Origin of the sequence: Mesorhizobium wenxiniae (assembly GCF_002284535.1) — a bacterium.
GTDB lineage: Bacteria > Pseudomonadota > Alphaproteobacteria > Rhizobiales > Rhizobiaceae > Mesorhizobium > Mesorhizobium wenxiniae.
Genome location: NZ_NPKH01000027.1, coordinates 97,700 through 121,642, shown reverse-complemented (window position 1 = coordinate 121,642; position 23,943 = coordinate 97,700). Strand labels below are relative to the sequence as shown.

Below are 23,943 nucleotides of genomic sequence, written 5' to 3'. Positions count from 1 at the left end.
CGACCGGGACCGCGACGCGTCCGGGCGAGCTCGTCTCTCCTCCAGTCCGCCCGGACGCGAAGTTTCAACCCTCAAGAGTCGCCAGAAATCGATGATCCTCACCCGTGCGATCGGCCTGACGCTGCTGCTCCTCCTGGGGATGCTGTCGCCGTCGAACGCTGCCGAAGCGGATCTGCGCGCCATCATCGCCAAATTTGCCACTGCCTCGAATTTCTCGGCCACCGAAGCTGTCGTGCGGGAGCTGGCCGCCACCGGTGACACTGCCGTCGAACGTCCGCTTGGCGCGCTTGCCGAGGGCGATCTTTACGTCCGCAAGGCCGATTCGCTGGTTTTCATCGGCAAGGCAGCTGGCGGCAGCGTTGCGCTGCTCGACCCGCTGAGCGGTGAGAAATCCGGCGACGCGGCCAAAAGCGAGATCACCAAGATCAAGGTCAACAACACGCTGCGCCGCGCCATCCGCGATGCGCTGGGCACGCTGACGCTCGGCGCGAAAGATCCGGCCGCGCGCATTGCCGCCGCCGACACCATGTTCAGGACGCCCGACGCGACAAACATCGAGCCGCTCGATGCCGCAATCGCCAGCGAAACCGTGGCAAGCGTCAAAGCGCTGCTCGAGCAGGCCCGAGCCGCATCGGTTCTGGTGTCCGACAGGCCGGAGGCCGACAAGCTGGCGGCGGTCGCCCTGATCGGCGGGCGCGGCGATCGCAATGCCCTGTCCCTGCTCACCGCCATCGAGGCCAATTCCGAAGGCGCGGTCAAGGACGCGGCGACGGCGGCGATCGCCAACATCAATTCAACGCTGGCGCTTTGGGATGCGGGCCAGAACATCTGGTACGGCATCTCGCTCGGATCGGTGCTGCTGCTGGCGGCGATCGGCCTCGCCATCACCTTTGGCGTCATGGGCGTCATCAACATGGCGCATGGCGAAATGGTGATGCTCGGCGCCTACACGACCTTTGTTGTGCAGGAGGTGATCCGAACCTCCTTTCCCGGTCTGTTCGACTGGTCGCTGGTTATCGCGCTGCCGCTCGCCTTCTCGGTCGCGGCGCTAGTCGGCCTGGTCATCGAGCGGGGCGTGATCCGCTTTCTCTACGGCCGGCCCTTGGAGACGCTGCTGGCGACATGGGGCGTCTCGTTGATCCTGCAGCAGGCGGTGCGCACCATTTTCGGGCCGACCAACCAGGAGGTCGGCAATCCATCGTGGATGTCGGGTTCGTTCTATATCGGCCAGCTTGCGGTGACCTGGAACCGGCTCTGGATACTGGTATTCGCGCTCGGCGTGTTCGCGGTGCTGCTTTATGTGATGAAGCGCACCCCCTGGGGTCTGCAGATGCGCGCCGTCACCGCCAATCGCCGCATGGCCGCTTCGATGGGCATCAGGACGCCGTGGGTCGACGCGCTGACCTTTGCCTTGGGTTCCGGCATTGCCGGCATCGCCGGTGTCGCGCTCAGCCAGATCGACAATGTCTCGCCCAATCTCGGCCGCGGCTACATCATCGACAGCTTCATGGTCGTCGTCTTCGGCGGCGTCGGCAATCTCTGGGGCACGCTGGTCGGCGCCTTCTCGCTCGGCATCGTCAACAAGTTCCTCGAACCCTATGCCGGGGCAGTTCTCGGCAAGATCGTCGTGCTGGTCCTCATCATCCTGTTCATCCAGAAACGCCCGCGCGGCCTGTTCGCGCTGAAGGGCAGGTCGGTGGAAGCATGATCACCGGACGCTTCTTCGCCGCCGGCGCCGACCGCCGCATCGCCATCACGATCTTCATCCTTTTGGCGGTCGCCATCATCGTGCCGCTGCTCAATCTTGCGGTCCCGCCGACGAGTGCGTTCTACGTACCGTCCTATGTCGTCGCGCTCACCGGCAAGTACCTTTGCTACGCGCTGCTCGCCTTGGCGCTCGATCTCGTCTGGGGCTATTGCGGCATCCTTTCGCTCGGCCACGGCGCCTTCTTCGCGCTCGGCGGCTATGCGATGGGCATGTATCTGATGCGCCAGATCGGCTCACGCGGCGTTTACGGCAATCCGCTGCTGCCGGACTTCATGGTGTTCCTGAATTATGGGGAATTGCCGTGGTTCTGGTACGGTTTCGACCAGTTCTGGTTTGCCGCGATCATGGTGCTTGCAGTGCCCGGCCTGCTCGCCTTCGTTTTCGGCTGGTTCGCCTTCCGCAGCCGCGTCACCGGCGTCTATCTGTCGATCATCACCCAGGCAATGACCTATGCGCTGCTGCTTGCGTTTTTCCGCAACGACATGGGTTTCGGCGGCAACAACGGCCTGACCGACTTCAAGGATATTCTCGGCTACAACGTGCAGGCCGATGCGACACGCTCGGCATTGTTTGCGGCCAGCGCCGTCACGCTGGCGCTCGCCGTCTTCGTCACCTGGGCGATCGTCGGTTCCAAATACGGCAAGCTGCTGATGGCGGTGCGCGACGCCGAGAGCCGCACGCGCTTTCTCGGCTGGCGCGCCGAAAACGTCAAACTGTTCGCCTTCACCGTGTCGGCTGTCATGGCCGGCATTGCCGGCGCGCTCTACGTGCCGCAGGTCGGCATTATCAATCCAGGCGAGTTCGAGCCGTCCAATTCGATCGAGGTCGTGGTATGGGCGGCCGTCGGCGGGCGCGGCACCATTGTCGGGCCGATCATCGGCGCGCTCATGGTCAACGCCGGCAAATCCTGGTTCACCGGCGTGCTGCCGGCGTTCTGGCTGTTTGCGCTGGGCGGACTGTTCGTCGCCGTCACGCTGTTCCTGCCAAAGGGCATTGTCGGCATGTGGGATTCCTGGCGCGACAACGCCAAGGCGCTGCGTGCAGCCTCGATCAATGAGGAGTTTGGCACCGATCCTGCCGTCCCGCCACCGCCGAAGATCGTTCGCTCGGCTGCGAGAACGCCTGGCGACTGGTCCGCATCCGGCCCCGAACCCCAGCCGGCGGAGTGACGCAATGTCGAAGAGCAACACCATCCTTTATCTCGACGGCGTCTCGGTTTCCTTCGACGGCTTTCGCGCCATCAACAATTTGTCGCTGGTGCTCGACAAGGGCGAGATGCGGGCGATCATCGGTCCCAACGGCGCCGGCAAGACCACGATGATGGACATCGTCACCGGCAAGACGCGCCCCGACGCGGGCGAGGTTTACTTCGACGGGCAGGTCGACCTGACGAAACATGACGAAGCCGAGATCGCCATGATGGGCATCGGCAGGAAATTCCAGAAGCCGACGGTTTTCGAAAGCCACACGATCGAGGACAACCTGATGCTGGCGCTGAAGGGCCCACGCTCGATCTTCCCGGCACTGTTCCATCGCCGCTCGGCGGCGGAGGCGCGGCAGATCGACGACATCCTCGGCCTCATCCGGCTCGGTGACAAGCGCGACGAGCTCGCCGCCATTCTCAGCCACGGCCAGAAGCAATGGCTCGAGATCGGTATGCTGCTGGCGCAGGATCCGAAGCTGCTTTTGGTCGACGAACCGGTCGCCGGCATGACCGACGCCGAGACCGAGGAGACCGCGCGATTGCTCAAGGATATAGCGCGCGACCATTCGGTCATCGTCGTCGAGCACGACATGCATTTCGTGCGCGAGCTCGGCGTCAAGGTCACCTGCCTGCACGAAGGCTCGGTGCTCTCCGAAGGCTCGCTCGATTTCGTTTCGGCCGACGAGCGTGTCGTCGAAGTCTATCTGGGGAGATGATCATGGTCTGGCGCGTTCCGTTCCATCATTTCGATCTTTCGTTCTTCAGGCGCTGGAGAAGGCGCTGACCATGCTCGAAGTCTCCAACGCCACGCTGCACTATGGCGCCGCCCAGGCGCTGCGTGGCGTCACGCTGAAGGCCGGCGCCGGCAAGATCACCTGCGTGCTCGGCCGCAACGGCGTCGGCAAAACCAGTTTGATGAGATCGATCGTCGGTCACCACCGGCTGACGAGCGGAAGCGTTGCCTTCGAGGGGAAGGCGCTCGACCGGAGCGCGGCGTATGATCGCGCCCGGTCGGGCATCGCATTCGTGCCGCAGGGCAGGGAGATCTTCCCGCTGCTCACCGTGCGGGAAAACCTCGAATCGGGCTTTGCGCCATTGAAGCGCGCCGACCGCAACATTCCCGGCCACGTCTTCGAATTGTTCCCCGTGCTGAAGCAGATGCTCGGGCGCCGGGGCGGCGACCTTTCCGGCGGCCAGCAGCAGCAGCTTGCCATCGGCAGGGCACTGGTGATGCGGCCGAAACTGCTGGTGCTCGACGAGCCGACCGAAGGCATCCAGCCGTCGATCATCAAGGATATCAGCCGCGCCATTCGCTATCTGCGTGACCAGGCAGGCATCGCCGTGCTGCTGGTTGAACAGTATCTTGATTTCTGCCGGGAACTGGCGGACGAGGTCAACATCATGGACCGCGGCCAGATCGTCCACACCGGCCCGGCCGAGGATCTCGACCGCGCCGATGTCCGCAAGTTCCTGACTGTCTAAAGCCTCAGTGGCGAATCCCAAACCTCTAGGATTAGCTGAACCATCTCTCCCGTCGTCATCCTGGGGCGAAGCAAGGAGCGAAGCGACGCGGTGCAGACCCCACGAATCCATGCCGTGACACCCGCCGAAGAGTGCAGGGGCGAAGAGAAAAAGCCGTTCTCCGGCGCCCCCCTATCCTGGACTCTGCACCGTGGCGATGCTCTGAAGTCACGGCATTGACCCTTGCGTCTTCACTCCGCTTCGCGTCGCTGCGCCCAAGGATGACGAAATAACGAAGGTTTACGAGATTTTCTTCAACGACACCGTTTGCAACTCTGGCGCGCCGAAGATTGCATGCTAGGCTTTACTTGGCCTTGTTGAGTCGGCCGCTTTCCGTATCAGTCTCGTTGACAGATCAAGGTGAGGCGTGGGCTCAGCCGGCACGTTCCGTGCAAGCAGCCCCCTTCTTGAGATCTGATTGTTGTTCAACGCATTTGGGGCACTTGGGCCAGGGCAGCCGATGGAACGTTACGTCGAGGACTACCAGAAACGACGGCTCACCGAGCGCGTCGACATCATGACCGCCATCAACATTCTGAAATCACAAGGATACGACCACGACGAGCTGATCGCAGAGATCACCAAGGTCTTCTATGTCGACCTCGATACCTACAACGAGGTCGTGAAGGCGGCGTGAGGGGTGACGGAAGGGGCGGATGCGCTAAACCGCGAAGCGGCTAGCTTGCGCGTCGGAAGGTCGAGGCGGCGACGCGGTTGCGACCGCCGCGCTTGGCGGCATAGAGCGCCTTGTCGGCCGCGCTGAGCACCTTGTCGAAGCTTATGCCGTCCTTGCTGCCGAAAGCGTATCCGGCGCTGACCGTACATGTCAGGGGACGGGTTTCGGTCGCGATGACGCGCGCGGCGAAGGCGGTGCGTATACGCTCGGCGATGAATTCCACCGTTTCGGGCAGGGTCCGCTTCAGAACCAGCGCGAATTCCTCTCCGCCCATGCGCGCGGCGACATCGGTCGGGCGAAGGTTCTCGACCAGTTCCTCGGCGAACACTTTCAGCACCTGATCGCCCGTGGCGTGGCCGAATTCGTCGTTGATGGCCTTGAAGCGGTCGAGGTCGAACACGACCACAGCCGTGAACGCCCCGATCGGAGCGCCGCCATTGAGGTCGAACAAAGCGCGACGATTGAGCAGGCCGGTCAGCGGATCGGTCAGCGCATCCAGACGGTGATGCCGAGCCAGACGGCCTTGGTTGAGCGCCAGCGAAAGGGCGCCGATGCCGGTCATGCTGGCGATGACCACGACGAGGCTCAGATCCTCGGCCCAGTTGCTGGGCGCATGTCCGAGGACAAGCTTCCCATCCCATGCAAGAGCCATGGCACACAGCACAAAGGAAATGCCGGTGGTCGAGTAGAGCACGGTAAGGCCGATGATCGGGACAGGGGCTTCCGTACGCCCGATCCAGTACTGATAGGCCGTTGCAAATAGAAGCAGGGCGGCGAGGAGATTTTCGAACATGAAGCCGAGCCCGTCATAGCCTAGCGCCATCGGCGGCAGCGCCAGGGCCAGCGAGATGCAGCTGCCGAGAACCGTCAGCGGGATCGGCGACAGGCCGCTCCTGAACTGGTAGGCGGCGCCCAGCATGGTCGAGAACCCAACCAGGAGCAGGGCGAACGTCGCGACTCCGAGAATGCGTCCGGGCGTCTCGATATAGTCCTTGTAGATAACAACGTCGCCGACGATCAACAAAGCGCTGATCGCCCATGTCAGCAGAAACTTTTCAGTTCGCGCGGTCAGCCAGATGCCGAACAATGTCAGGCTCAGGCAGGCGGCGGAAAAACCGACAGCCAGCAGAAGTGAGTGGTAGTCAAGCGACATGCCCTAACCCGCGGCTGCCTTAGCTCCGCGGATTCATGCAGCAAGGAGGTATCGATAAGGTTACGACGGCGGTGAAGGTGTCACAATTCGAGATCGTCAGCCTGTGACGCGTTTCATCAGCGCCATGGCGCCGAACGGTGCGCGGACCTTGCCCTCGGTGATGAAGTAGACGAACACATCACGCGGTTTTACCGGTGCGTCGGTCGAGGGATCGACGCGCGGCAGGTCGACCGGCGCCTTGCCTTCCGACCAGGTTTTGGCACGCGCCGCCCACTCATCGAGCCCCTTCGGCGTGTAGCAGTCGGGATTGTCGTCGCTGCCGGTCTGCAGCCGCGCATAGATGAAATCGCCGGTGATGTCGGCGATCCCTGGATATTTGGCGTGATCGGCATAGACGATCGCGACCTTGTATTTGCGCGCCAGGGCGGCGAATTCCGGCACGACGAAGCTATCGTTGCGCACCTCCACCGCATGGCGCAGCGCAACGCCGTCCTGCTTTTCAGGCAATAGCTTGAGGAAGGCCTCGAAATCGTCCGGGTCGAACTTTTTCGTCGGCGCGAACTGCCACAGGATCGGCCCGAGCTTGTCGCCGAGTGCGGCGACGCCCGACTCCAGGAAGCGCGTCATCGACTCGCCGGCCTCGCCGAGCACGCGTCGGTTGGTGACGAAGCGGTTGCCTTTAAGCGAATAGACGAAGCCATCCGGCGCTTCGTTAGCCCATTTGACGAAGGTCGGCTCCTTGAAACTCGAATAATAGGTGCCGTTGACCTCGATGCTCGGCACCTGCCGGGTTGCGTAGTGCAGTTGCTTCGCCTCGGACAGTTTGTCCGGATAGAAGGACGTGTCCCATGGCTCGAAGCTCCAGCCGCCCATGCCGGCGCGAATTGTTCCTGATTGAGTCACTGACGTCCTCCCGTTTGCTTCAAAGGATCAGGCGATCGCCGTTGTCTGGGCGGCTTTAGCCATGTCGACGATCGTCCATCCTGGCCGGTACGGATTGGGCCGGCGACCCGTTTCGTGAAAGCCACAGGCTTTGTAGAGCGCGATGTTCCGCTCCATCTTCGCGTTGGTGTAGAGCCGCACCTCGGGCAGATGCCAAAGGCGCGTCTGTTCGTCCGCCCATCTGAGTAGGGCGACGCCGAAACCTTTGCCCTGGAAGGCAGGGCCGACGGCGACGGAGAAGATCATTGTGTGGTCCGGGTGCCGCTCGATGACAATCAGTCCGGCCGGCTCGCCGCTGCTTTTCCAGCAGCCAGACTTCGCCGCGTCCGATCCGCGGCGCATAGTCTTCGGTGACCGGGATCGGCGGCGCGCCGAACAAGGCTGTGTAGGGCGCGTAGGCGGCGTCGGTCAGCTGGGCGACAGCGTCAAGATCACCGGTAAGCGCTCTTCTGATCTTCATTTGAAGGTTCTTCCAGACGCCAGCCAGTCCTCATTCACTCCGCCGCTTCGCGCTTGCCTCCGGGCCGCCGCTCCAGCAGTTCCCGCAGGAACTGGCCGGTGTAGCTGCGCTTCTCGCGGATGATATCCTCCGGCGTGCCGGACGCCACCAGCTCGCCGCCGCCATCGCCGCCTTCGGGGCCGAGGTCGAGCACCCAGTCGGCGGTCTTGATGACCTCGAGATTGTGCTCGATGACGACCACCGTATTGCCCTGGTCGACCAGCTCGTGCAGCACTTCGAGCAGTTTGGCGACGTCGTGGAAATGCAGGCCGGTGGTCGGCTCGTCGAGGATGTAGAGCGTCTTGCCGGTCGCCTTGCGCGACAGCTCCTTGGCGAGCTTGATGCGCTGCGCCTCGCCGCCCGACAGCGTCGTCGCCTGCTGGCCGACATGGATGTAGCCGAGGCCGACCTGCTTCAGCGTCTCCAGCTTGTCGCGCACGCCGGGCACCGCGGCGAAGAAATCGACGCCCTCCTCGACCGTCATATCGAGCACGTCGGCAATCGACTTGCCCTTGAACAGGACGTCGAGCGTCTCGCGGTTGTAGCGCTTGCCATGGCAGACGTCGCAGGTGACATAGACGTCCGGCAGGAAGTGCATCTCGATCTTGATGACGCCGTCGCCCTGGCAGGCCTCGCAGCGGCCGCCCTTGACGTTGAACGAGAAGCGGCCCGGCTGATAGCCGCGCGCCTTGGATTCTGGCAGGCCGGCGAACCAGTCGCGGATCGGCGTGAAGGCGCCGGTATAGGTGGCGGGATTGGAGCGCGGCGTCCGTCCAATGGGCGACTGGTCGATATCGATGACCTTGTCGAGGAACTCAAGGCCCTCGATGCGGTCATGATCGGCCGGGTGCTCGCGCGAGCCCATGATGCGGCGCGACGCCGCCTTGAACAGCGTTTCGATCAGGAAGGTCGACTTGCCGCCGCCGGAGACGCCTGTGACGGCGGTGAAGGTGCCGAGCGGGATTTCGGCGGTAACGTTCTTCAGATTGTTGCCGCGCGCGCCGACGATCTTCAGACGCCGGTTCTTCTTGGCTTCGCGCCGCACGGCCGGCGTCGCCACTTCGAGCTCGCCCGACAGATACTTGCCGGTGATCGAGGCCGGGCTGGCCATGATCTGCTGCGGCGTTCCCTGCGCGATGATGTGGCCGCCGTGGATGCCGGCGGCCGGGCCGATATCGACGACATAATCGGCATGCAGGATGGCGTCTTCGTCATGTTCGACGACGATCACCGTGTTGCCGATGTCGCGCAAATGCTTCAGCGTGTCGAGCAGGCGCGCATTGTCGCGCTGGTGCAGGCCGATCGACGGCTCGTCCAGCACATAGAGCACGCCGGTGAGGCCGGAGCCGATCTGGGAGGCCAGCCGTATGCGCTGGCTCTCGCCGCCCGACAACGTGCCGGAATTGCGCGACAGCGTCAGATAATCGAGCCCGACGTCGTTCAGGAAGCGCAGCCGCTCGCGGATCTCCTTGAGCACGCGTACCGCGATCTCGTTCTGCTTGTCGGTGAGCGAAGCGGGCAGCTCTGTGAACCATTGGTCGGCCTTGCGGATCGACAGCTCGGTGACCTCGCCGATGTGCTTGCCGGCGATCTTCACCGCAAGCGCTTCCGGCTTCAGCCGGTAGCCGCGGCAGGCCGGGCAAGGCGTGGCCGACATGAAGCGCTCGATCTCCTCGCGCATCCAGGCGGATTCGGTTTCCTTCCAGCGCCGCTCGAGATTGGGGATGACGCCTTCGAAGGTCTTGGTCGTCTTGTAGGAGCGTAAGCCGTCATCGTACTGGAAAGTGACCTCGCGCTCGCCGGTGCCATGCAGGATGGCTTGCTTTGCCTCTGCGGTCAGGTCGCGGAACTTGTCGCCGAGCTTGAAGCCATAGGCCTTGCCGAGGGCCTCGAGCGTCTGCACGTAATAGGGGGAGGTCGATTTCGCCCATGGGCTGACGGCGCCGGCACGCAGCGACAGATTGTCGTCGGGCACGATCAGGCTGGCGTCGATGGCGCGCTGGCTGCCGAGGCCGTCGCAGGTCGGGCAGGCGCCGAACGGGTTGTTGAAGGAGAACAGCCGCGGCTCGATCTCGGGAATGGTGAAGCCGGACACCGGGCAGGCGAACTTTTCCGAGAACAGGATGCGCTCATGCGTCTCGTTCTTCGATTTGTTGACCGAGTCCTCGCCGGTCTGGCTGGCATCGAGCGGCCGGTCGGCGAATTCGGCCACCGCCAGTCCGTCGGCGAGCTTCAGCGCGGTCTCGATGGAATCGGCAAGCCGCGTCGCCAGATCGCCGCGCACGACGATGCGGTCGACGACGACGTCAAGATCATGCTTGTACTTCTTGTCCAGCGCCGGCACGTCGGCGATTTCGTAAAAGACGCCGTCGACCTTGACGCGCTGAAAACCCTTTTTCTGCAGCTCCAGCAGTTCCTTGCGGTATTCGCCTTTGCGGCCTCGGACCATCGGCGCCAGGATGAACAGACGCGTGCCTTCCTCGACCGCCAGCACGCGGTCAACCATCTGCGACACCGTCTGGCTCTCGATCGGCAGGCCGGTGGCCGGCGAATAGGGGATGCCGACGCGCGCGAACAGCAGCCGCATATAGTCGTAGATCTCGGTGACGGTGCCAACCGTTGAGCGTGGGTTCTTCGACGTGGTCTTCTGTTCGATGGAGATGGCCGGCGACAAGCCGTCGATCTGGTCGACGTCAGGTTTTTGCATCATTTCAAGGAATTGCCGCGCATAGGCCGACAGGCTCTCGACATAGCGGCGCTGGCCCTCGGCATAGATGGTGTCGAAGGCGAGCGACGACTTGCCGGACCCCGACAGGCCGGTCATGACGATCAGGCTGTCACGCGGCAGGTCGAGATCGACATTCTTCAGATTGTGTTCGCGCGCCCCGCGAATGGAAAGATATTTATGGTCGGCCATCGCCGGTCGCCGCCTCAGATCTGGAATCTCGTGGGATGGCGGGTTGTCCCGGCCATCTCCCATGTAGGTAATTTCGCCACCGTTTCGAGAGAACTCTCGACCAAGCCTTTAACCGTCTTTCGCGCGGGCGAGCAAGCGGAAAGAACAAAGGCCGAACAAGCTCCTGACAAAAGCTTCATGTAATCCACGGCCGACGCCGCGCTGCTCAAAACGGATGCAAATTTCGGATTCGCCACACAAGCGATCACGTTTTTGGTAAATCGGCTATCCAACTGTTGACGTCTCAGCCTTGGGGAGTCAGACTCCAGACGTCACCGAAGCCGACTATCTTTCGATGGCCTCGCCGCCCTAAGGCGTGCCTGCACGAGTTGCAGGCTGTTGCGATATGCGCTTCGGCGACCCAGTCGCAATGGACAGAAGAGGAGAGCAGAGGAATGACTCCACCGGACAGTCCCTTGAGGCTCCACGTGTCGCTGGAGCCGCGGCAGGCATAAGTGCCAGGGCCAGGCGTTTGCGCCGCCCGACAAACCGTGACCTGCCGATCCCAATGAAAATCAGAGACTACTAGTCGGATCGTCGGCTAAACGCCGCGAAGCATCCGAGATCAAAAGCCGGCAGTTCGCTCCCGGCCATTGGATTTCAGATCCAAGAAAGCCCCGACCGTTTGCGGAAGCAGCGGCGGGGCTATTTATTTCTATGGCGCAAGCACGCGGTCTTGCCTTCTTGTGGGAGAAGGTGGATTGGCGCGCAGCGCCAATACGGTTGAGGGGTGTTGGACGGAGTGCTGTTGGTGCCAAGCTGGAGCACCCCTCATCCGACCGAGCTTCGCTCGGCCCCTTCTCCCACAACAAGGGGAGAAGGGGGAGCCAAGCTCGAATGTCGCGACCAGAGGCGCTCATGGCGTTCGGCTTTCAAGCCGCCTGTTTGCGCGTATCAAAAACATGATCGACAAGGCCCCAGGTCTTTGCCTCCGCGGCGGTCATGAAATGGTCGCGGTCGAGCGTGCGTTCGACCTCTTCGAACGTGCGACCACAGTGGTGCGCGTAAAGCTCGGTCATGCGCCGCTTGGTCCTGAGGATGCCTTCGGCGTGGCGCTGGATGTCGGAGGCCTGGCCCTGGAAACCACCTGACGGCTGGTGCAGCAGGATGCTGGTGTTGGGCAGCGCGATGCGTCGCCCCGGTGTGCCGGCCATCAGCAGGAACGAGGCCATTGACGCAGCAAAGCCCATGCAGACGGTGGATACGGGGCAAGAAACGTACTGCATCGTATCGTAGATGGCGAAGCCGCTGGTCACCACACCGCCCGGCGAGTTGATGTAGAGCGATATCTCCTTGTCTGGATTGTCGGATTCCAGCGACAGGAGTTGGGCACAGACCAGCGCCGACACATTGTCGTCGATCGGACCGTTGATGAAGACGATGCGCTCGCGCAGCAGCCGCGAGAAAATGTCGAAGGCGCGTTCGCCGCGGCTCGACTGCTCGATCACCATCGGCACCAGGTTGGCAAAACCGCTCATCGCTTTTCTCCGTTGTGCTGCTCAGGCCGCGCGCAGGGAGAGGCGAGGCGTGTTTGCGGCTATGATCTGTCTGGGGTTGTGTGCGTTGAGCGAAAGCCGGCAACCGGCGCCCACCGTCGCAACCGCAGACGTAGCGACCCGCGCGAATCCGTCGTGGACGATGCGCAGATGCGTGCCGCCTGAAATGGTGCGGTCGAGCGTGAAGGTGACAATGCTAACTATTGGGCTGTCCAGTGGATGCGCTGCGTTGCCGGACGCCGGCCGCTCCCGCCAGGAATAACGCAGCAGGCGTTCGGGCTCGGCGTCGAGGATTTCGCACTCAATCTGACCATCAGCCTTAGCAAAGGCAAAGCGGCCGCCGATCTCCGGCTTGATGTCGTTCGGCATCATCCAGGCTGCGAGAAGGTCCGGCACCGTCAGCGCCCGCCACACTTTTTCCGGCGGCTCTGGAAGCTCGCACTCAAACTCGATCGAATCTGCGGCCATGCCTGAATGCTGTTTTGCCGTCATTGGTCCATGTCCTTCAAAACCGCCTTGAGCCTTTCGATACGCTCGGGCCAGAACGCAGGGTAACGCTCGATCCAGCCGAGCAGAGGATCAAGCCCTTGCGGATCGGTGCGATAATAGGCGTTGCGGCCGGCTCGCCGCTCGGCCACCAGGCCGGCGCCGCGCAGCACTGCGAGATGCTGCGAGACGGCCGGTTGCGACACGCTCATGCCGCGGCGCAGTTCCGACACCGTCATCTCGCCGGCGGCGAGGCGTTCGTAGACGGCGCGGCGCGTCGGGTCGGCAAGCGCTCGAAAAATCTCGGCTTCGATCATGGCAGAAGCATAAGTCTACACTTATTGATTTGGCAAGCAGTCTTTTCGCGCCCATGTGGAACGGCATGGCGGAACCCATCGATTGCTGACATTCCTTGACAATACGGATTGATGAGCCTAGAACGAAAAGAGAACAAAAACCTTGTGGGAAAAGCCAGCCACGGCAGGCGGGGAATGTCCGCAGTCTATAAGGTGAGAGCAAGAAAAATTTGTTTCGGATGAGCGCGGAGAAGTATCATGGCGGGTAGCGTCAACAAGGTCATTCTGGTGGGCAATCTCGGGGCGGACCCGGAAATCCGCCGTTTGAATTCGGGTGAGCCGGTCGTCAACATCCGCGTCGCCACGTCGGAAAGCTGGCGCGACAAGACTTCCGGCGAGCGCAAGGAGAAGACCGAGTGGCACAATGTCGTGATCTTCAACGAGCAGCTCGCCAAGGTCGCCGAGCAGTATCTGAAGAAGGGTGCGAAGGTTTATGTCGAGGGCCAGCTGCAGACGCGCAAATGGCAGGACCAGACCGGCAATGACCGCTACACAACCGAAATCGTACTGCAGAAATTCCGTGGCGAGCTGCAGATGCTCGACGCACGCGGGCAGGGCGAGGGCGGTCAGGTCGGCAGCTATTCCGGTGGCGGCAGCAGCCGCGGTTCCGATTTCGGCCAGTCCGGCCCGGGCGAGAGTTTCGATCGCGGCGGCGGTGGCAGCAACAAGGGTGGCGGCGGTTCGTCGCGCGAACTCGACGACGAAATTCCGTTTTAGGAAGGAACGCCTCGGAGGTTGTGGGGATCGGTCTCTTGCGAGATCGTGAACTTTGTTTCCCGCGCTTGTCGAAGAACCGAAACTGCGGGGAACAGTGACCCTACGCGTCGCTCAAGTATCTGATCCAGATGCTCTTTCCGAGAATTTCGAAAGGTTATGATCGGCGCCTTCTGGGACCCCTGCCAGCACTCATTTTCGCAATGAAATCAGCCGATTACTCCTAGTCGACATATGGTCACCCTTCAGTGGGTTTTCATACTAGATTTGGCGCTCTGCCGCTCCGCAACAGGCCAATGGCCACCAGCGGATGCCCTATGGTAATCTGCGGTTCTGGAGGGGAGCGTGGAGCGCCGTCTCGCAGCAGTCCTATTCGCCGACGTGGCGGGTTACAGCCGCCTCATGCAGGCAAGCGAAGCCGCTACTCTCGCGGCCTTGAGGGCGCGCCATGCTGAAATCATTGAGCCGGTCGTTGCCTTGCACAAAGGACGAGTGGTCAAGCTCATTGGGGACGGTGTCCTCGTGGAGTTTCCAAGCGCCGTGGGGGCAGTAGAATGCGGCGTCGAACTACAGGCAGCGTTGGCCACAGCCAACGTCGGCATAACGCCTGACAGGCAGCTGGTCTACCGCATGGGAATCAGTTTGGGCGATGTGATCGTCCAAGGTGACGACCTTTACGGGGAGGGCGTCAACATTGCGTCGCGCCTCGAACATCTCGCGGTTCCGGGGAGCGTTGTCGTATCGGAGACTGTCTACAGCCAGGTTCGGGGCAAGGTGGGCTTCCGCTTCGAAGACATGGGCGAGAAGACGCTGAAGAACATCGCTCAGCCAGTGCGGGCGTACATGGTGTTTAACCCTCCGTCCGGCCAGTCGCGGCTAGGGGGGTCGAAGGAAGTCCATAAGGCGGGCATTTCAATCGCCGTGCTTCCGTTCGCCAATGTGAGTGGCGACCCTGAACAAGAGTATTTCAGCGACGGAATTACCGACGACATCATCACTGACTTGTCCAAGATATCGGCACTCAAGGTGCTCTCCCGCAGCACGGCATTTACGTTCAAGGGCAGGGCCGTCAATGTCGGCCACGTCGCCAGGGAGTTGCAGGTCGCTTATGTGCTCGAAGGCAGCGTTCGCAAGTCCGGCGGACGCGTCCGCATCAGCGCGCAGCTCATCGACGCAGCCAGCGACGCACATGTGTGGGCGGAGCGATACGACCGTGACCTAAGCGATGTTTTTGAACTTCAGGATGACCTTTCGCTGGCTATCGTTTCAGCTCTGAAAGTCAGGCTCCTGCCGGAAGAAGAATGCGCGATCGAGGCCAGGTCGACCTACGACACTGAGGCCTATCGGATGTACCTGATGGGCCGCCGCTATTTGAACCTGCGCGGCGCGAGGAACTACGAGATCGCCCTGCGTTTCTGCCGGCAGGCTCTCCAGTCAGACCCGGAATACGCTCGCGCATGGGCCTTGTCCGCGCTCTGCCTGTCGTACCTCAATCACAGCGGCCGGACGTCGGATTCCGGATTCGAAGCCGCCCAAAAGGCCTTGTCCGTCGATCCGACGTTGGCGGAAGCACACGCCGCCATGGGACGCATCATGGCGGAAGAAGGCAAGTTCGAGGAGGCCCTCGCCGCGCACCGCGAATCCCTTCGGCTTGAGCCGGAATCATTCGACGTGCACCACAACTTCGGCACCACCTATCTCGAACTCGGAAGGTACGAGGAAGCCGTAGGTCATTTCGAGGAGGCGGCCCGGTTGCTTGAATCAGATCATACTTCGCTGAACCTGCTTGCCCTGTCGCTAAAGTCGCTCGGCCGCAACGAGGAGTCCGCGACCGCGACGTACCGTGCGCTTGAGCGCATCGAGAGGGAGGTAGCAGCCCGGCCCGATAACGCCAACGCCCTCGCGCACGGGGCGCTCGCCCTTGCCAGGCTCGGCGAAAAGGAACGCGCCAGCGAGTGGATCGACCGCGCGCTGATCATCGAACCCGACGACGCGACCGACCAATACAACCTTGCCTGTGCGTTTGCCCAAATGGGAGAGCCGGAGCGGGCGATGGACCTTCTTGAAGCCAGCATCCCGAGGAAGCCGACCGAATTCCTCCAGTGGATGAAACTGGACCTCGATCTCGAGCCGGTCCGGGACCACCCGCGATACTTGAAGCTTTCGGCAGGCTGCGAAGCAAGGATGGCGCATGCCAGTGAAGGACAGGATGTCGCCTGATCCGGCTTTACGCGAAATCACGTACGATCGGATTGTCCACTGAAGCGCGGAAGTCAGTGAAGAACTCGGTCTCGTGGAACGTGAAAGGCACACGGGCAGGCTTGGCGTCGCTGTGCTTCAGAGCTCTCACGGCGGCAACAAGTTCCAGGGCATCGAGCTTTTTTTGGTCAACCCGGTTTTGCATGACCCAGTCCCGGGCCGCTGCCGAAACACGGTTATCGGGATGGCGGGCGTTGAAGGCGTCGAAGCAGTCTCCGAGGCTCCGGCGTGGGTAGAACGTACGGATCGCAATCTCGGCCAGTTCTCCGCGGACGTCCTCGGTGATCCTTCCGTGCGCTGCGGCGTTGGCCAGCGTGTAGCGAATGTTGACGAGCGCCTCGGAGACAGGAGGGTAGCCGAGTTCGGCAGGGCCGTGTTCGATCGCGACTTCGTCGTCCCTGGACAGGCGTCCGTTTGCGAAATCTCGGAAAATCGCGCCGATCCCGACCATTCCGAACGGATGCAGTTCCGCGGCACGGAGCGCGCCCATGCTCGCCGCGCCGAATACGGCGCAGCCGCGTTCAATGGCCCAGAGTATTTCTTTGTGGAGCACGGAGGGAACGTTTCCGAAAAATCCGTCGATCAGGCCTATGACGGAAACGTCCGGACTGCTTGCTGCCAGATAGATGTCGCCACGCTTTGCGGGCGGCCGCCATTTGATCTCCGGATCGGCAAAAGTCCCCCGAAGTCCCGGCCGAAGAGTTGGTCCCGAAAAGACGACCGTGTTCATGACCGAAGCCTTGCCTTTGTCGCTCGTGCTCCAGGCCTGTATCCTCGAGAGTGCGGAAACCCCTCCAAACCCGGAACGACAACCCTGGCGAACGCGAGTTCCGGCGATTTGCTCTTCAGGTCGACGGTTACCGCCCGGGAGAAACCGGCATCTTCCAGTCGTTCCAGGATGAACCCGATCATCCCGTCGGCCGACGGCCTGCGGCAACCGGTTTCCGCGGGAAACCGGGATTCCGTTCCCCTGTCTTCGGAAGCAGGGCTTCTGGCGGAATAAAACCGCGGTCGAATGTCGTCGCGCGCCCCCGAGACGAGCAGCACCCTTGTCTGGATCGCCTCCATGAAAGCGCGCCTCAGCGCGACGGCCGGATCGGGATGGCAACCGGCCCCGTCAGTGGAGCTTGCAAGGCTGGATGGCCCCTTACTGCGCTCGACAAGCCGACAGTAGAAGGCCGGCACCATGACGTCGGTCGTGATGTCCCAAGCTGCGGCGCTGACCCCGCGTATGCGGCAGGCTTCCAGAAGGCGGCACACTGTCGGGTCTTCGACCGAATCCCAGGCGATCCTGGAGAAAGAGTCAGGCGAAGATGTCCGGTAGAGCGCGACCGCATCGCCTTCAACGGCCTCGCACAGTCCATGCGCTATGGCCTCGCCGCTGGAGCTTCCGCCCCCGAGGCCGTTGCTGCTGACGAGAAAGCCGTCGTTGTTCCTGACGGATTCAGTCGAGAAATCGGCGTGGACCAGGTCAAAGGGAACCGCCGCCTGAACTCCTGAGAACAGGTCGAATCCGACAGTCATCCTCGGCAAGCTATCGGTCTGGCACCTGCCGCCCGGTCGGACAGATTTCGGGAAACCGCCAAGGTCTGGCGCGGCCGCAAGATGCGAGACCTCGCCGAACGGCAGCCAGTCGGAGAATTCTTCCGCATGGAAGAGTTCAAGCGCTTCCATGACTCCGGAAACGCGGGCCTCCAGATCGGTCGTTCCCTTGCCCGATGACACGCTCATCGATCGGGAGTTTGGGCGAACCACCGACACTACAGGGAGGCCGATTTCGTCCAGCCCGCTTATGTCTGCGATCCGCGTGATGCCGGCCGGACGCCGCAAGGCAAGCGCCGCATCAAACGTTTGTCGCAGGCCGCGGTTTGGAAAGGGTTCGGTTAATGTCCTGACCGGAAGTTGCTTAGGCCCTGCCCATGATGACCATTCCGTCTCCAATGACGATCGGTTCGTAAATGGGGTAATCATCGTCGCCTAGCCTGAGATGCACCGCGCCCGTTACGTTTATGACGTTGCTTCGCACCGCATCGAGCGCCTTGCCGATCCGTTCGTCGATCAGGTCCCAAGCCTTGTCTTTCAGGTTCTGGTCATATGCGAGCAGGGCGTACGCAGGGATTGCGAACAGGCGTCTGTCTCCGGTGCCGACGACCGGATCAATGTCGACCCGTACGAACAAAGCGCCGTTGATTATGTACTTTTCATCGTCGGACAGGTCGAGCCCCGAGAAATATTTGGCGAGCGTTGCCCGAAACGCCTTTAGCGCGGGATTGCCGCCAGGCGTTTTGAAAAACTCGAGATTTGACGCGAAATTTTCGTCGAATGCGGGTCTGGCTCTTCTGTGTTTGGAGACAAACGTGTTGAATACTGCGCAGTCCTTCTTGAGGATGCCGCCTTTCCCGCTCATGTCTTTACCGAGCTTGAGCTTGGCTTCGGCTTCGTCAACCGCCCCGAAAATGTTCAGCATGATCAATGGGGAATCGGGTTCTCCCGCCTCCCGCCAGTGCCTGTAACGGACGTAAAACTCTTCGTTCCCGACCGATATGTTGGCCATCACCTCATCATCGTCTGATGAGTATTGTTCACAATAGTCGTCTTGGCCCACTCTAGCCATGAAAGTCTCCCCTCACCGAAACGCGATCAAGAAACTTGCGCAATTATGCAGCTTAAGATACTTACCAATGCGGGCTATATTGCTACTAAAAAATTCCATTAGCAATAGCTAAGGTTTAGGCCGCCATTGGCTTGGACTTCTTGTTCGGCTTCCCGCTCGCGCGCTCTTTAAACGCCGACACCTGAATGCGATCTGAGGAGGGGACATTTTGCAGGCGGGCAGATGCGCGGCGGACCGCGGATGCGTCGCGTGCGCCGGTACTGAATTCGGTACCTTCGTTGGCGCGTCCGTCTCTCAGGATTTTAATCGCCACGTTTGAATTGGAAATTCCACGTGGCTGCGCCGCTCGGCCTTTCCAATCCCCTTGTGACGATGCCGAAAGAGGCGACTAGTTGGGCACCGAATCAGAAAATGTAAAGTTTGCTTGCAAAAGGGGCTCGCTGCGCGGCAATTATTTACATTCTGGGATCGAGTGCTTGATGGAACGTGCGTATGGTGCCAGCAGTCTGGGAACTTCGGAAAATTGACGGCGACCGTTCCACCCTTCCGTACTGATCCCTCGGAGCGAGCGGCTCTGTGCGAGCTGACACCCAGCTCCTTGAGGCCACGCATTGGCGTCCCGTAAATCTGTCTCTGATTTTCGGGACGTGGGTGCGTTTGAGTGGTGTGCGGTGAAAGGACGTGTCAGGTGAAAGCACGGATCAAATGGGTCGAGGAGCGCACTTTTGTCGGCGAGTCCGGCAGCGGTCACAAGGTGGTGCTGGGGACTGCGTTCGGACCGGAAGGCAAAACGCCGGGACCGAGCCCGATGGAGCTGGTGCTGCTCGGCACTGGCGGGTGCTCGGCCTATGATGTCGTCCACATCCTCGAAAAGGGCCGCGAGGCGGTCGAAGACTGTGTGGTCGAGCTCGACGCCGACCGGGCGGAGAAGGAGCCCCGGGTGTTCACCCGCATCCATATGCATTTCGTCGTCAAGGGCCGAGCGCTTTCGCATGACAAGGTCAGGCGGGCGATCGATCTGTCGATCGAAAAATACTGCTCAGCGACCGCGATGATGGCCAAGACCGCCACCGTCACGCATGATTTCGAGGTTATGGATACAGCGGCGAAGTAACCGATTAAATAAGGGCTGAAATATTTAGACTTCCCGTGGATCACGCCATGGCGCTCCAGACCTCAAGATGCCATTCAGGACGCGCCTGTCATGCACGCGCGGGACGCCTCGCGGCTTGCAAGGAAGGATCGGGGCAATCAATAGCCATTCGGCGTCGGTGAAGGCGTATCACATGTTCGGGTTCTTCGGAGCTTGAATAACGCCCGGCAAGCCCACATTCAAATATCGGCTCCGCCTCCAGATATGGTCATCCGATCGGCAAGGTGGGTCGGCCGAGTATGGTCTGCCGGTCTTCCGGAAAACTTTCATTCTTTCAAGCACTGCCACCATTCATTGAGCCATCGATGGGCGTGGTTAACATCAGGCATTCGCGGTATACTTTTGCCGTCTTGAAAGCGTGACGCTTACTGCGGTTTGCCGTGGGAGATGCCAGATGCGCGTGTTCTTGCTCTTCATTCCACTGCTGCTTTTACACATCCCGATTGTATCGCATGCCGCCGACATTCACGACGCCGCCATGAAGGGCGATGTCGCGGCGATCACGGCGGCGCTCGATGCAGGCGCCGGCATAGATGAGAGTGATGGAAACGCAACGCCGCTCTATTTTGCGGTCTGGATGGGCCACATCGAAGCGGCAAAACTGCTCATAGAACGTGGTGCGGACGTCAACGCCCAGACAACTTGGGGTCCCCCGCTGATGGCGGCTGTGGGGATAGGCAAGATCGATCTGTTAAATCTGTTGCTGGAGCGGGACGCAGATCCAAACTCCGACCGTGGCGGCGAATCCGCCCTCCATGTCGCCGTCACTCTCGGTTGTTTCGACTGCGTGAAGGCTCTGGTCGAGGCCGGCGCAGACGTGAATGCGAAGTCAATGGACGGCAAGACACCACTCCATCTGGCAAAACGCGGGGGGCAACGCGAAGTTGCCGACTATCTCATGTCGCACGGCGTCGTCTTGCCAACACCAGCCCCGATCTTGATGAAGTTGGCTTCTGCCGATGTCGAGAAAGGCCGAACCTACTTCACCCGCGTGTGTGGCCCTTGCCACAACGCCGAGCCAAAGGGTCGGAACAAAATAGGACCGAACTTGTGGAGCGTCGTCGGCCGCGACAAGGCATCTATGGCAGATATGCGTTACTCCGACGCCTTGCTGAGTTGGGAGGGTGTATGGACGTACGAGGACCTGAACAGATATCTCTTCGGGCCCATGCTCACCACGCCGGGCGTTAAGATGGAGACGCCTGGTGTCCCGGACGAGACCGAACGGGCCGACCTGATCGCGTACTTGCGCACACTCAGGGACAAGCCGATCCCGCTGCCCTAGATCGATGATCTCTCGGGCCGGCCGTCGGCTAGTAGCTCAATAGCCACCTTTGGTGATCCTAAGGGGCGATTGAGCAAAGGGCAGCCAATGAAACGGGCTAGCCGGTCATCGTTCATCGACTGGTCGTCGTGTATGTATGAGTACACACCCTACACTAAACGCGTTGTTGTTCGTCGGTTCAGGGAGCCGCCATCAACGCCTTGACGCCGTCGGCGACGAACTGCACGGCGAGCGCCGCCAGGATGACGCCGAGCAGCCGGGTCAGGATCGAGCGGCCGGTCTGGCCGAGGACCCGGTCGATGCGCTCGGCCAGCACGAAAACCAGGTAGGTGATGACAAGGCAGATCGCGATGATGCCGACAAGGGCTGCCTGCGCGCCAAAACCTGGAAACGAGCCGGACAGCAGGACGGTCGCTGAAATTGCGCCCGGACCGGCGATCAGCGGGATCGCCAGCGGAAAGGCGGCGATGTTGTGGATCATGTCCTTGGTGATGGCGACGTCGCCGATCTTCTCCTTGCGGTCCTGCCGGCGCTCGAACACCATTTCGAAGGCGATGAAGAACAGCAGGAACCCGCCGGCGACGCGGAACGCCGGCAGCGTGATACCGAACACCGACAGGATCGATGCGCCGGCGATTGCAAACAGCGCCATCACCAGGAAACCAATGATAGAGGCGCGCACGGAAACCTGGTTGCGCTCCTCGCGGTTCATGCCGCGCGTCACGGCGAGGAAGAGCGGCGCCAGGCCGGGCGGGTCGATGGTCACCAGAATGGTGACGAAGGCGTTGAACAGGCTGTCGAAGCTCGGCATCTCTGACCCTCCCCGCCGGGCGGTGCCCGAGACCCCAGCATTGGTAGAGCAAAGTAGGGGCGGTGAAAACCGGTGGAGAAAACTGCCCGCGTGCCGGGAAATTCAACCTTTTGATGCCGGAGGGACAGCGCCCCCTCTGTCCTGCCCTCTTTGCCACCACTTGGCATCTCCCCCCGCAAGGGGGGAGATTGGCAGCTCAGCCAGCCGCGCCATCCTGTTCAATGTTGGAGATCCGATCCCCCCTTGCGGGGTTGAGGAGAAGGGGGGCGCTGTCGCTCGACCTCTCAAGACTTGGGTTCCTCGCCCCGCCAAAGGCGGGGGAGAGGTGGCCGCCCGCGGGTCTTGCCTTTGGCAAGCCCGAGGACAGGCTCCGCGGCCGGAGAGGGGGCTTTCGTAGGGCGCAGTCCCCCTCTCCGTCTCGGCTTCGCCGAGCCACCTCTCCCCCACTTCGTGGGGGCGAGGAACCCAAGCTGGAATGAAGCCGCGATCCAAACTCCCCTAGGCCCTCTGCCCTGCCGGGCATCTCCCCCACAAGGGTCCCCCTTGCGGGTCCCTTGCTGGGGATTAGCTTCCACCCGCGCGCCGCGCCAGGAACTCGACTTCGAGCCGCCAGGTCGCGGCGTCCTGCGAGCGTTCGCCCAGCCAGCGGAACGAATTTTCGGTAATGCGGGAAAAACTCCAGCGCACCGATGCGCCGGTGCCGTCGGCGCCCTGCTGGACGATGGTGCCGCCCTCGGCGCGGCCGAGCTGGCGGCTGTAATACTGGGTGCGCGGATCGCTCCAGAAGATATGCCAGGCGTCGACACCGGGGTCATAGACGCGCAGTGTCGTGCCATAAAAGGTCCATTTGCCGAGCGAGCTCTGTGCGGCAGTGTTCCGCGCGGGCAAGATCCATACGTCCTGGATCGCGCGGCCCTCGAGAACCCAGCCGAAATGCACCTCGCCGCGTCCGTTCAGCACCTGGCCGTCTTCGAGATGGCGCTTGGCATCGAATGTCCAGGCGCCGACGAAGCGGCCGTAAAGGTTCAGTTTTTCGGCCAGGTCCCCGGCAGGCTCGTCGCTGTGCAGGGCTTCGACAAAGGAAGATGAATTGAACATGATTTCGACCTCATCTTGTCAGGAGACTGGAGGGAATAGGCGGCGGCAGGGTTCTGTGCTTGGGAAAAATTGCTATCTTTCAAGCCATGACAACGAGCGCGCATACACTGGCGTCCGGACGAGGCTGGCAGGTGTTGGACGTGGTCTGCACCGCCGGCGCCTCCGATCGCCCGTTCGAGGAAGAGCACCGTAATTTCTGCGTCGCCGTGGTGACCAATGGCACATTCCGCTACCGCGCACGCCAGGGCAATGCGATGCTGACGCCGGGCGCGCTCCTGCTCGGCAACCTTGGCACGTGCTATGAGTGTGGGCACGAGCATGGCGCCGGCGACCGCTGCCTCTCCTTCCAGTTCGAGCCGGCCTATATGGAACAGATCGTTGCCGACATGCCGGGCGTGAAGAAGCTGGCCTTCGAGACGCCGCTTCTGCCGCCCTTGCCGGCGCTGGCACCGCTGCTGGCCGAGGCGGAATCCGCACGCGAGATGGCCGACGTCGACGCGTTTGAGGAAATCGGTCTGCGGATTGCCGGCGCAGCCGTCGCCTCCGGCGTCACGCCTGCTGCCCGGGTGCCGAGCCGCCGCGACGAGAAACGTGTCGCGGCGGCGGTGCGGCGCATTGAGCTGGATGCCGACCGGCCGGTCTCGCTTGCTGCGCTTGCAAGCGAGACGGCGACCAGCCCGTATCATTTCCTGCGCACGTTCCGACGCGTCGCGGGCATGACGCCCTACCAGTTCCTGCTGAACACCCGGCTGCACAGGGCGGCGGTGCGGCTGCGCATGTCGGACGAGGCGATCTCGACGATCGCCTACGAGGCGGGGTTCAACGATTTGTCGACCTTCAACCGCCGATTCCGGCGCGTGATGGGGGAGGCGCCCGGCGCCTATCGGGTCCGGCGGCGAGGCGATAAATTGCCGAACGCATCCGCCGTTCCGGCGTTGTGAAGCAAATTGAC

At 61.9% G+C, this 23,943-nt stretch carries 21 protein-coding genes and 2 pseudogenes; 10 read left to right on the top strand and 13 right to left on the bottom strand.

Annotation, left to right across the window (positions count from 1 at the left end):
• The first annotated feature begins 91 nt into the window (after nucleotides 1-91).
• From urtB to CIT31_RS22625, 5 genes are all read left to right on the top strand, one after another.
• Nucleotides 92-1,708 carry an urea ABC transporter permease subunit UrtB gene (gene urtB / locus CIT31_RS22645; RefSeq protein ID WP_095520450.1) on the top strand — a complete coding sequence of 539 codons (1,617 nt, stop codon included), beginning with the start codon at nucleotides 92-94 and terminating at the stop codon, nucleotides 1,706-1,708.
• A complete protein-coding gene (gene urtC, locus CIT31_RS22640; protein ID WP_095520449.1) occupies nucleotides 1,705-2,937 on the top strand; it encodes an urea ABC transporter permease subunit UrtC in 1,233 nt (410 codons plus the stop codon). Before urtB ends, urtC begins: the two co-directional genes overlap by 4 nt.
• Nucleotides 2,938-2,941: 4 nt before the next feature.
• Entirely contained in the window at nucleotides 2,942-3,688 is a 747-nt protein-coding gene (urtD, locus tag CIT31_RS22635; RefSeq protein ID WP_095520448.1) for an urea ABC transporter ATP-binding protein UrtD, read from the top strand.
• 70 nt (nucleotides 3,689-3,758) lie between these two features.
• Nucleotides 3,759-4,454 carry an urea ABC transporter ATP-binding subunit UrtE gene (gene urtE, locus CIT31_RS22630; protein ID WP_095520447.1) on the top strand — a complete coding sequence of 232 codons (696 nt, stop codon included), beginning with the start codon at nucleotides 3,759-3,761 and terminating at the stop codon, nucleotides 4,452-4,454.
• 499 nt (nucleotides 4,455-4,953) lie between these two features.
• Nucleotides 4,954-5,130 carry a hypothetical protein gene (locus CIT31_RS22625; RefSeq protein WP_082982505.1) on the top strand — a complete coding sequence of 59 codons (177 nt, stop codon included), beginning with the start codon at nucleotides 4,954-4,956 and terminating at the stop codon, nucleotides 5,128-5,130.
• A gap of 40 nt (nucleotides 5,131-5,170) precedes the next feature.
• Here CIT31_RS22625 and CIT31_RS22620 read toward each other — a convergent pair whose 3' ends face one another.
• The 7 genes and pseudogenes from CIT31_RS22620 to CIT31_RS22590 all read right to left on the bottom strand — a co-directional run bounded on the left by CIT31_RS22620 (nucleotide 5,171) and on the right by CIT31_RS22590 (nucleotide 13,018).
• Nucleotides 5,171-6,322, bottom strand: a complete 1,152-nt coding sequence (locus CIT31_RS22620; protein WP_095520446.1) for a GGDEF domain-containing protein — start codon at nucleotides 6,320-6,322, stop codon at nucleotides 5,171-5,173.
• 96 nt (nucleotides 6,323-6,418) lie between these two features.
• Entirely contained in the window at nucleotides 6,419-7,225 is an 807-nt protein-coding gene (locus tag CIT31_RS22615) for a DUF72 domain-containing protein (protein WP_095520445.1), read from the bottom strand.
• A 27-nt stretch (nucleotides 7,226-7,252) separates the two neighbouring features.
• Nucleotides 7,253-7,724, bottom strand: a pseudogene (locus CIT31_RS22610) (GNAT family N-acetyltransferase).
• A 34-nt stretch (nucleotides 7,725-7,758) separates the two neighbouring features.
• Nucleotides 7,759-10,680 (bottom strand): excinuclease ABC subunit UvrA, encoded by a 2,922-nt coding sequence (gene uvrA / locus CIT31_RS22605; protein WP_095520444.1) that lies wholly within the window; start codon nucleotides 10,678-10,680, stop codon nucleotides 7,759-7,761.
• A 911-nt stretch (nucleotides 10,681-11,591) separates the two neighbouring features.
• On the bottom strand, nucleotides 11,592-12,197 hold the full coding sequence (locus tag CIT31_RS22600; protein ID WP_095520443.1) for an ATP-dependent Clp protease proteolytic subunit: 606 nt from the start codon (nucleotides 12,195-12,197) through the stop codon (nucleotides 11,592-11,594).
• A 21-nt stretch (nucleotides 12,198-12,218) separates the two neighbouring features.
• Nucleotides 12,219-12,707 carry an SRPBCC family protein gene (locus CIT31_RS22595; protein ID WP_095520442.1) on the bottom strand — a complete coding sequence of 163 codons (489 nt, stop codon included), beginning with the start codon at nucleotides 12,705-12,707 and terminating at the stop codon, nucleotides 12,219-12,221.
• Nucleotides 12,704-13,018: an ArsR/SmtB family transcription factor gene (locus CIT31_RS22590; protein ID WP_095520441.1), complete on the bottom strand. Its 315-nt coding sequence runs from the start codon at nucleotides 13,016-13,018 to the stop codon at nucleotides 12,704-12,706. The genes CIT31_RS22595 and CIT31_RS22590 overlap by 4 nt, the downstream gene beginning before the upstream one ends.
• Nucleotides 13,019-13,255: 237 nt before the next feature.
• Between CIT31_RS22590 and CIT31_RS22585 the strand changes: the two genes are divergently transcribed.
• On the top strand, nucleotides 13,256-13,774 hold the full coding sequence (locus CIT31_RS22585) for a single-stranded DNA-binding protein (protein ID WP_095520440.1): 519 nt from the start codon (nucleotides 13,256-13,258) through the stop codon (nucleotides 13,772-13,774).
• A 342-nt stretch (nucleotides 13,775-14,116) separates the two neighbouring features.
• Nucleotides 14,117-15,991: an adenylate/guanylate cyclase domain-containing protein gene (locus tag CIT31_RS22580; RefSeq protein WP_095520439.1), complete on the top strand. Its 1,875-nt coding sequence runs from the start codon at nucleotides 14,117-14,119 to the stop codon at nucleotides 15,989-15,991.
• A 7-nt stretch (nucleotides 15,992-15,998) separates the two neighbouring features.
• On the opposite strand, the gene CIT31_RS22575 is transcribed toward CIT31_RS22580, so the two are convergent.
• From CIT31_RS22575 to CIT31_RS22565, 3 genes are read right to left on the bottom strand one after another with little or no spacing between them, the layout of a single operon-like run.
• Nucleotides 15,999-16,760 (bottom strand): TfuA-like protein, encoded by a 762-nt coding sequence (locus tag CIT31_RS22575; RefSeq protein ID WP_095520438.1) that lies wholly within the window; start codon nucleotides 16,758-16,760, stop codon nucleotides 15,999-16,001.
• Nucleotides 16,757-18,001 carry a YcaO-like family protein gene (locus tag CIT31_RS22570; protein WP_095520437.1) on the bottom strand — a complete coding sequence of 415 codons (1,245 nt, stop codon included), beginning with the start codon at nucleotides 17,999-18,001 and terminating at the stop codon, nucleotides 16,757-16,759. Before CIT31_RS22570 ends, CIT31_RS22575 begins: the two co-directional genes overlap by 4 nt.
• Entirely contained in the window at nucleotides 17,937-18,644 is a 708-nt protein-coding gene (locus CIT31_RS22565) for a hypothetical protein (RefSeq protein ID WP_133116199.1), read from the bottom strand. Before CIT31_RS22565 ends, CIT31_RS22570 begins: the two co-directional genes overlap by 65 nt.
• 688 nt (nucleotides 18,645-19,332) lie before the next feature.
• Here CIT31_RS22565 and CIT31_RS22560 point away from each other — a divergent pair.
• Nucleotides 19,333-19,758, top strand: coding sequence for an OsmC family protein (locus CIT31_RS22560; RefSeq protein ID WP_095520435.1), 426 nt, complete (start codon nucleotides 19,333-19,335; stop codon nucleotides 19,756-19,758).
• Between the two features lie 39 nt (nucleotides 19,759-19,797).
• On the opposite strand, the pseudogene CIT31_RS22555 reads toward CIT31_RS22560, so the two are convergent.
• Nucleotides 19,798-19,926, bottom strand: a pseudogene (locus tag CIT31_RS22555) (transposase); the annotation flags it as partial.
• Between the two features lie 265 nt (nucleotides 19,927-20,191).
• On the opposite strand from CIT31_RS22555, the gene CIT31_RS22550 reads away from it, so the two are divergent.
• The gene (locus CIT31_RS22550) at nucleotides 20,192-21,082 is read left to right on the top strand and encodes an ankyrin repeat domain-containing protein (RefSeq protein WP_095520434.1); all 891 of its coding nucleotides are present in this window, start codon (nucleotides 20,192-20,194) and stop codon (nucleotides 21,080-21,082) included.
• Between the two features lie 178 nt (nucleotides 21,083-21,260).
• Here CIT31_RS22550 and CIT31_RS22545 read toward each other — a convergent pair whose 3' ends face one another.
• Entirely contained in the window at nucleotides 21,261-21,893 is a 633-nt protein-coding gene (locus tag CIT31_RS22545) for a MarC family protein (protein WP_095520433.1), read from the bottom strand.
• A 564-nt stretch (nucleotides 21,894-22,457) separates the two neighbouring features.
• A complete protein-coding gene (locus CIT31_RS22540; protein WP_095520432.1) occupies nucleotides 22,458-22,991 on the bottom strand; it encodes a hypothetical protein in 534 nt (177 codons plus the stop codon).
• Between the two features lie 86 nt (nucleotides 22,992-23,077).
• Here CIT31_RS22540 and CIT31_RS22535 point away from each other — a divergent pair, with 86 nt between their 5' ends.
• On the top strand, nucleotides 23,078-23,932 hold the full coding sequence (locus CIT31_RS22535; protein WP_095520431.1) for a helix-turn-helix transcriptional regulator: 855 nt from the start codon (nucleotides 23,078-23,080) through the stop codon (nucleotides 23,930-23,932).
• The last annotated feature ends 11 nt before the right edge of the window (nucleotides 23,933-23,943 follow it).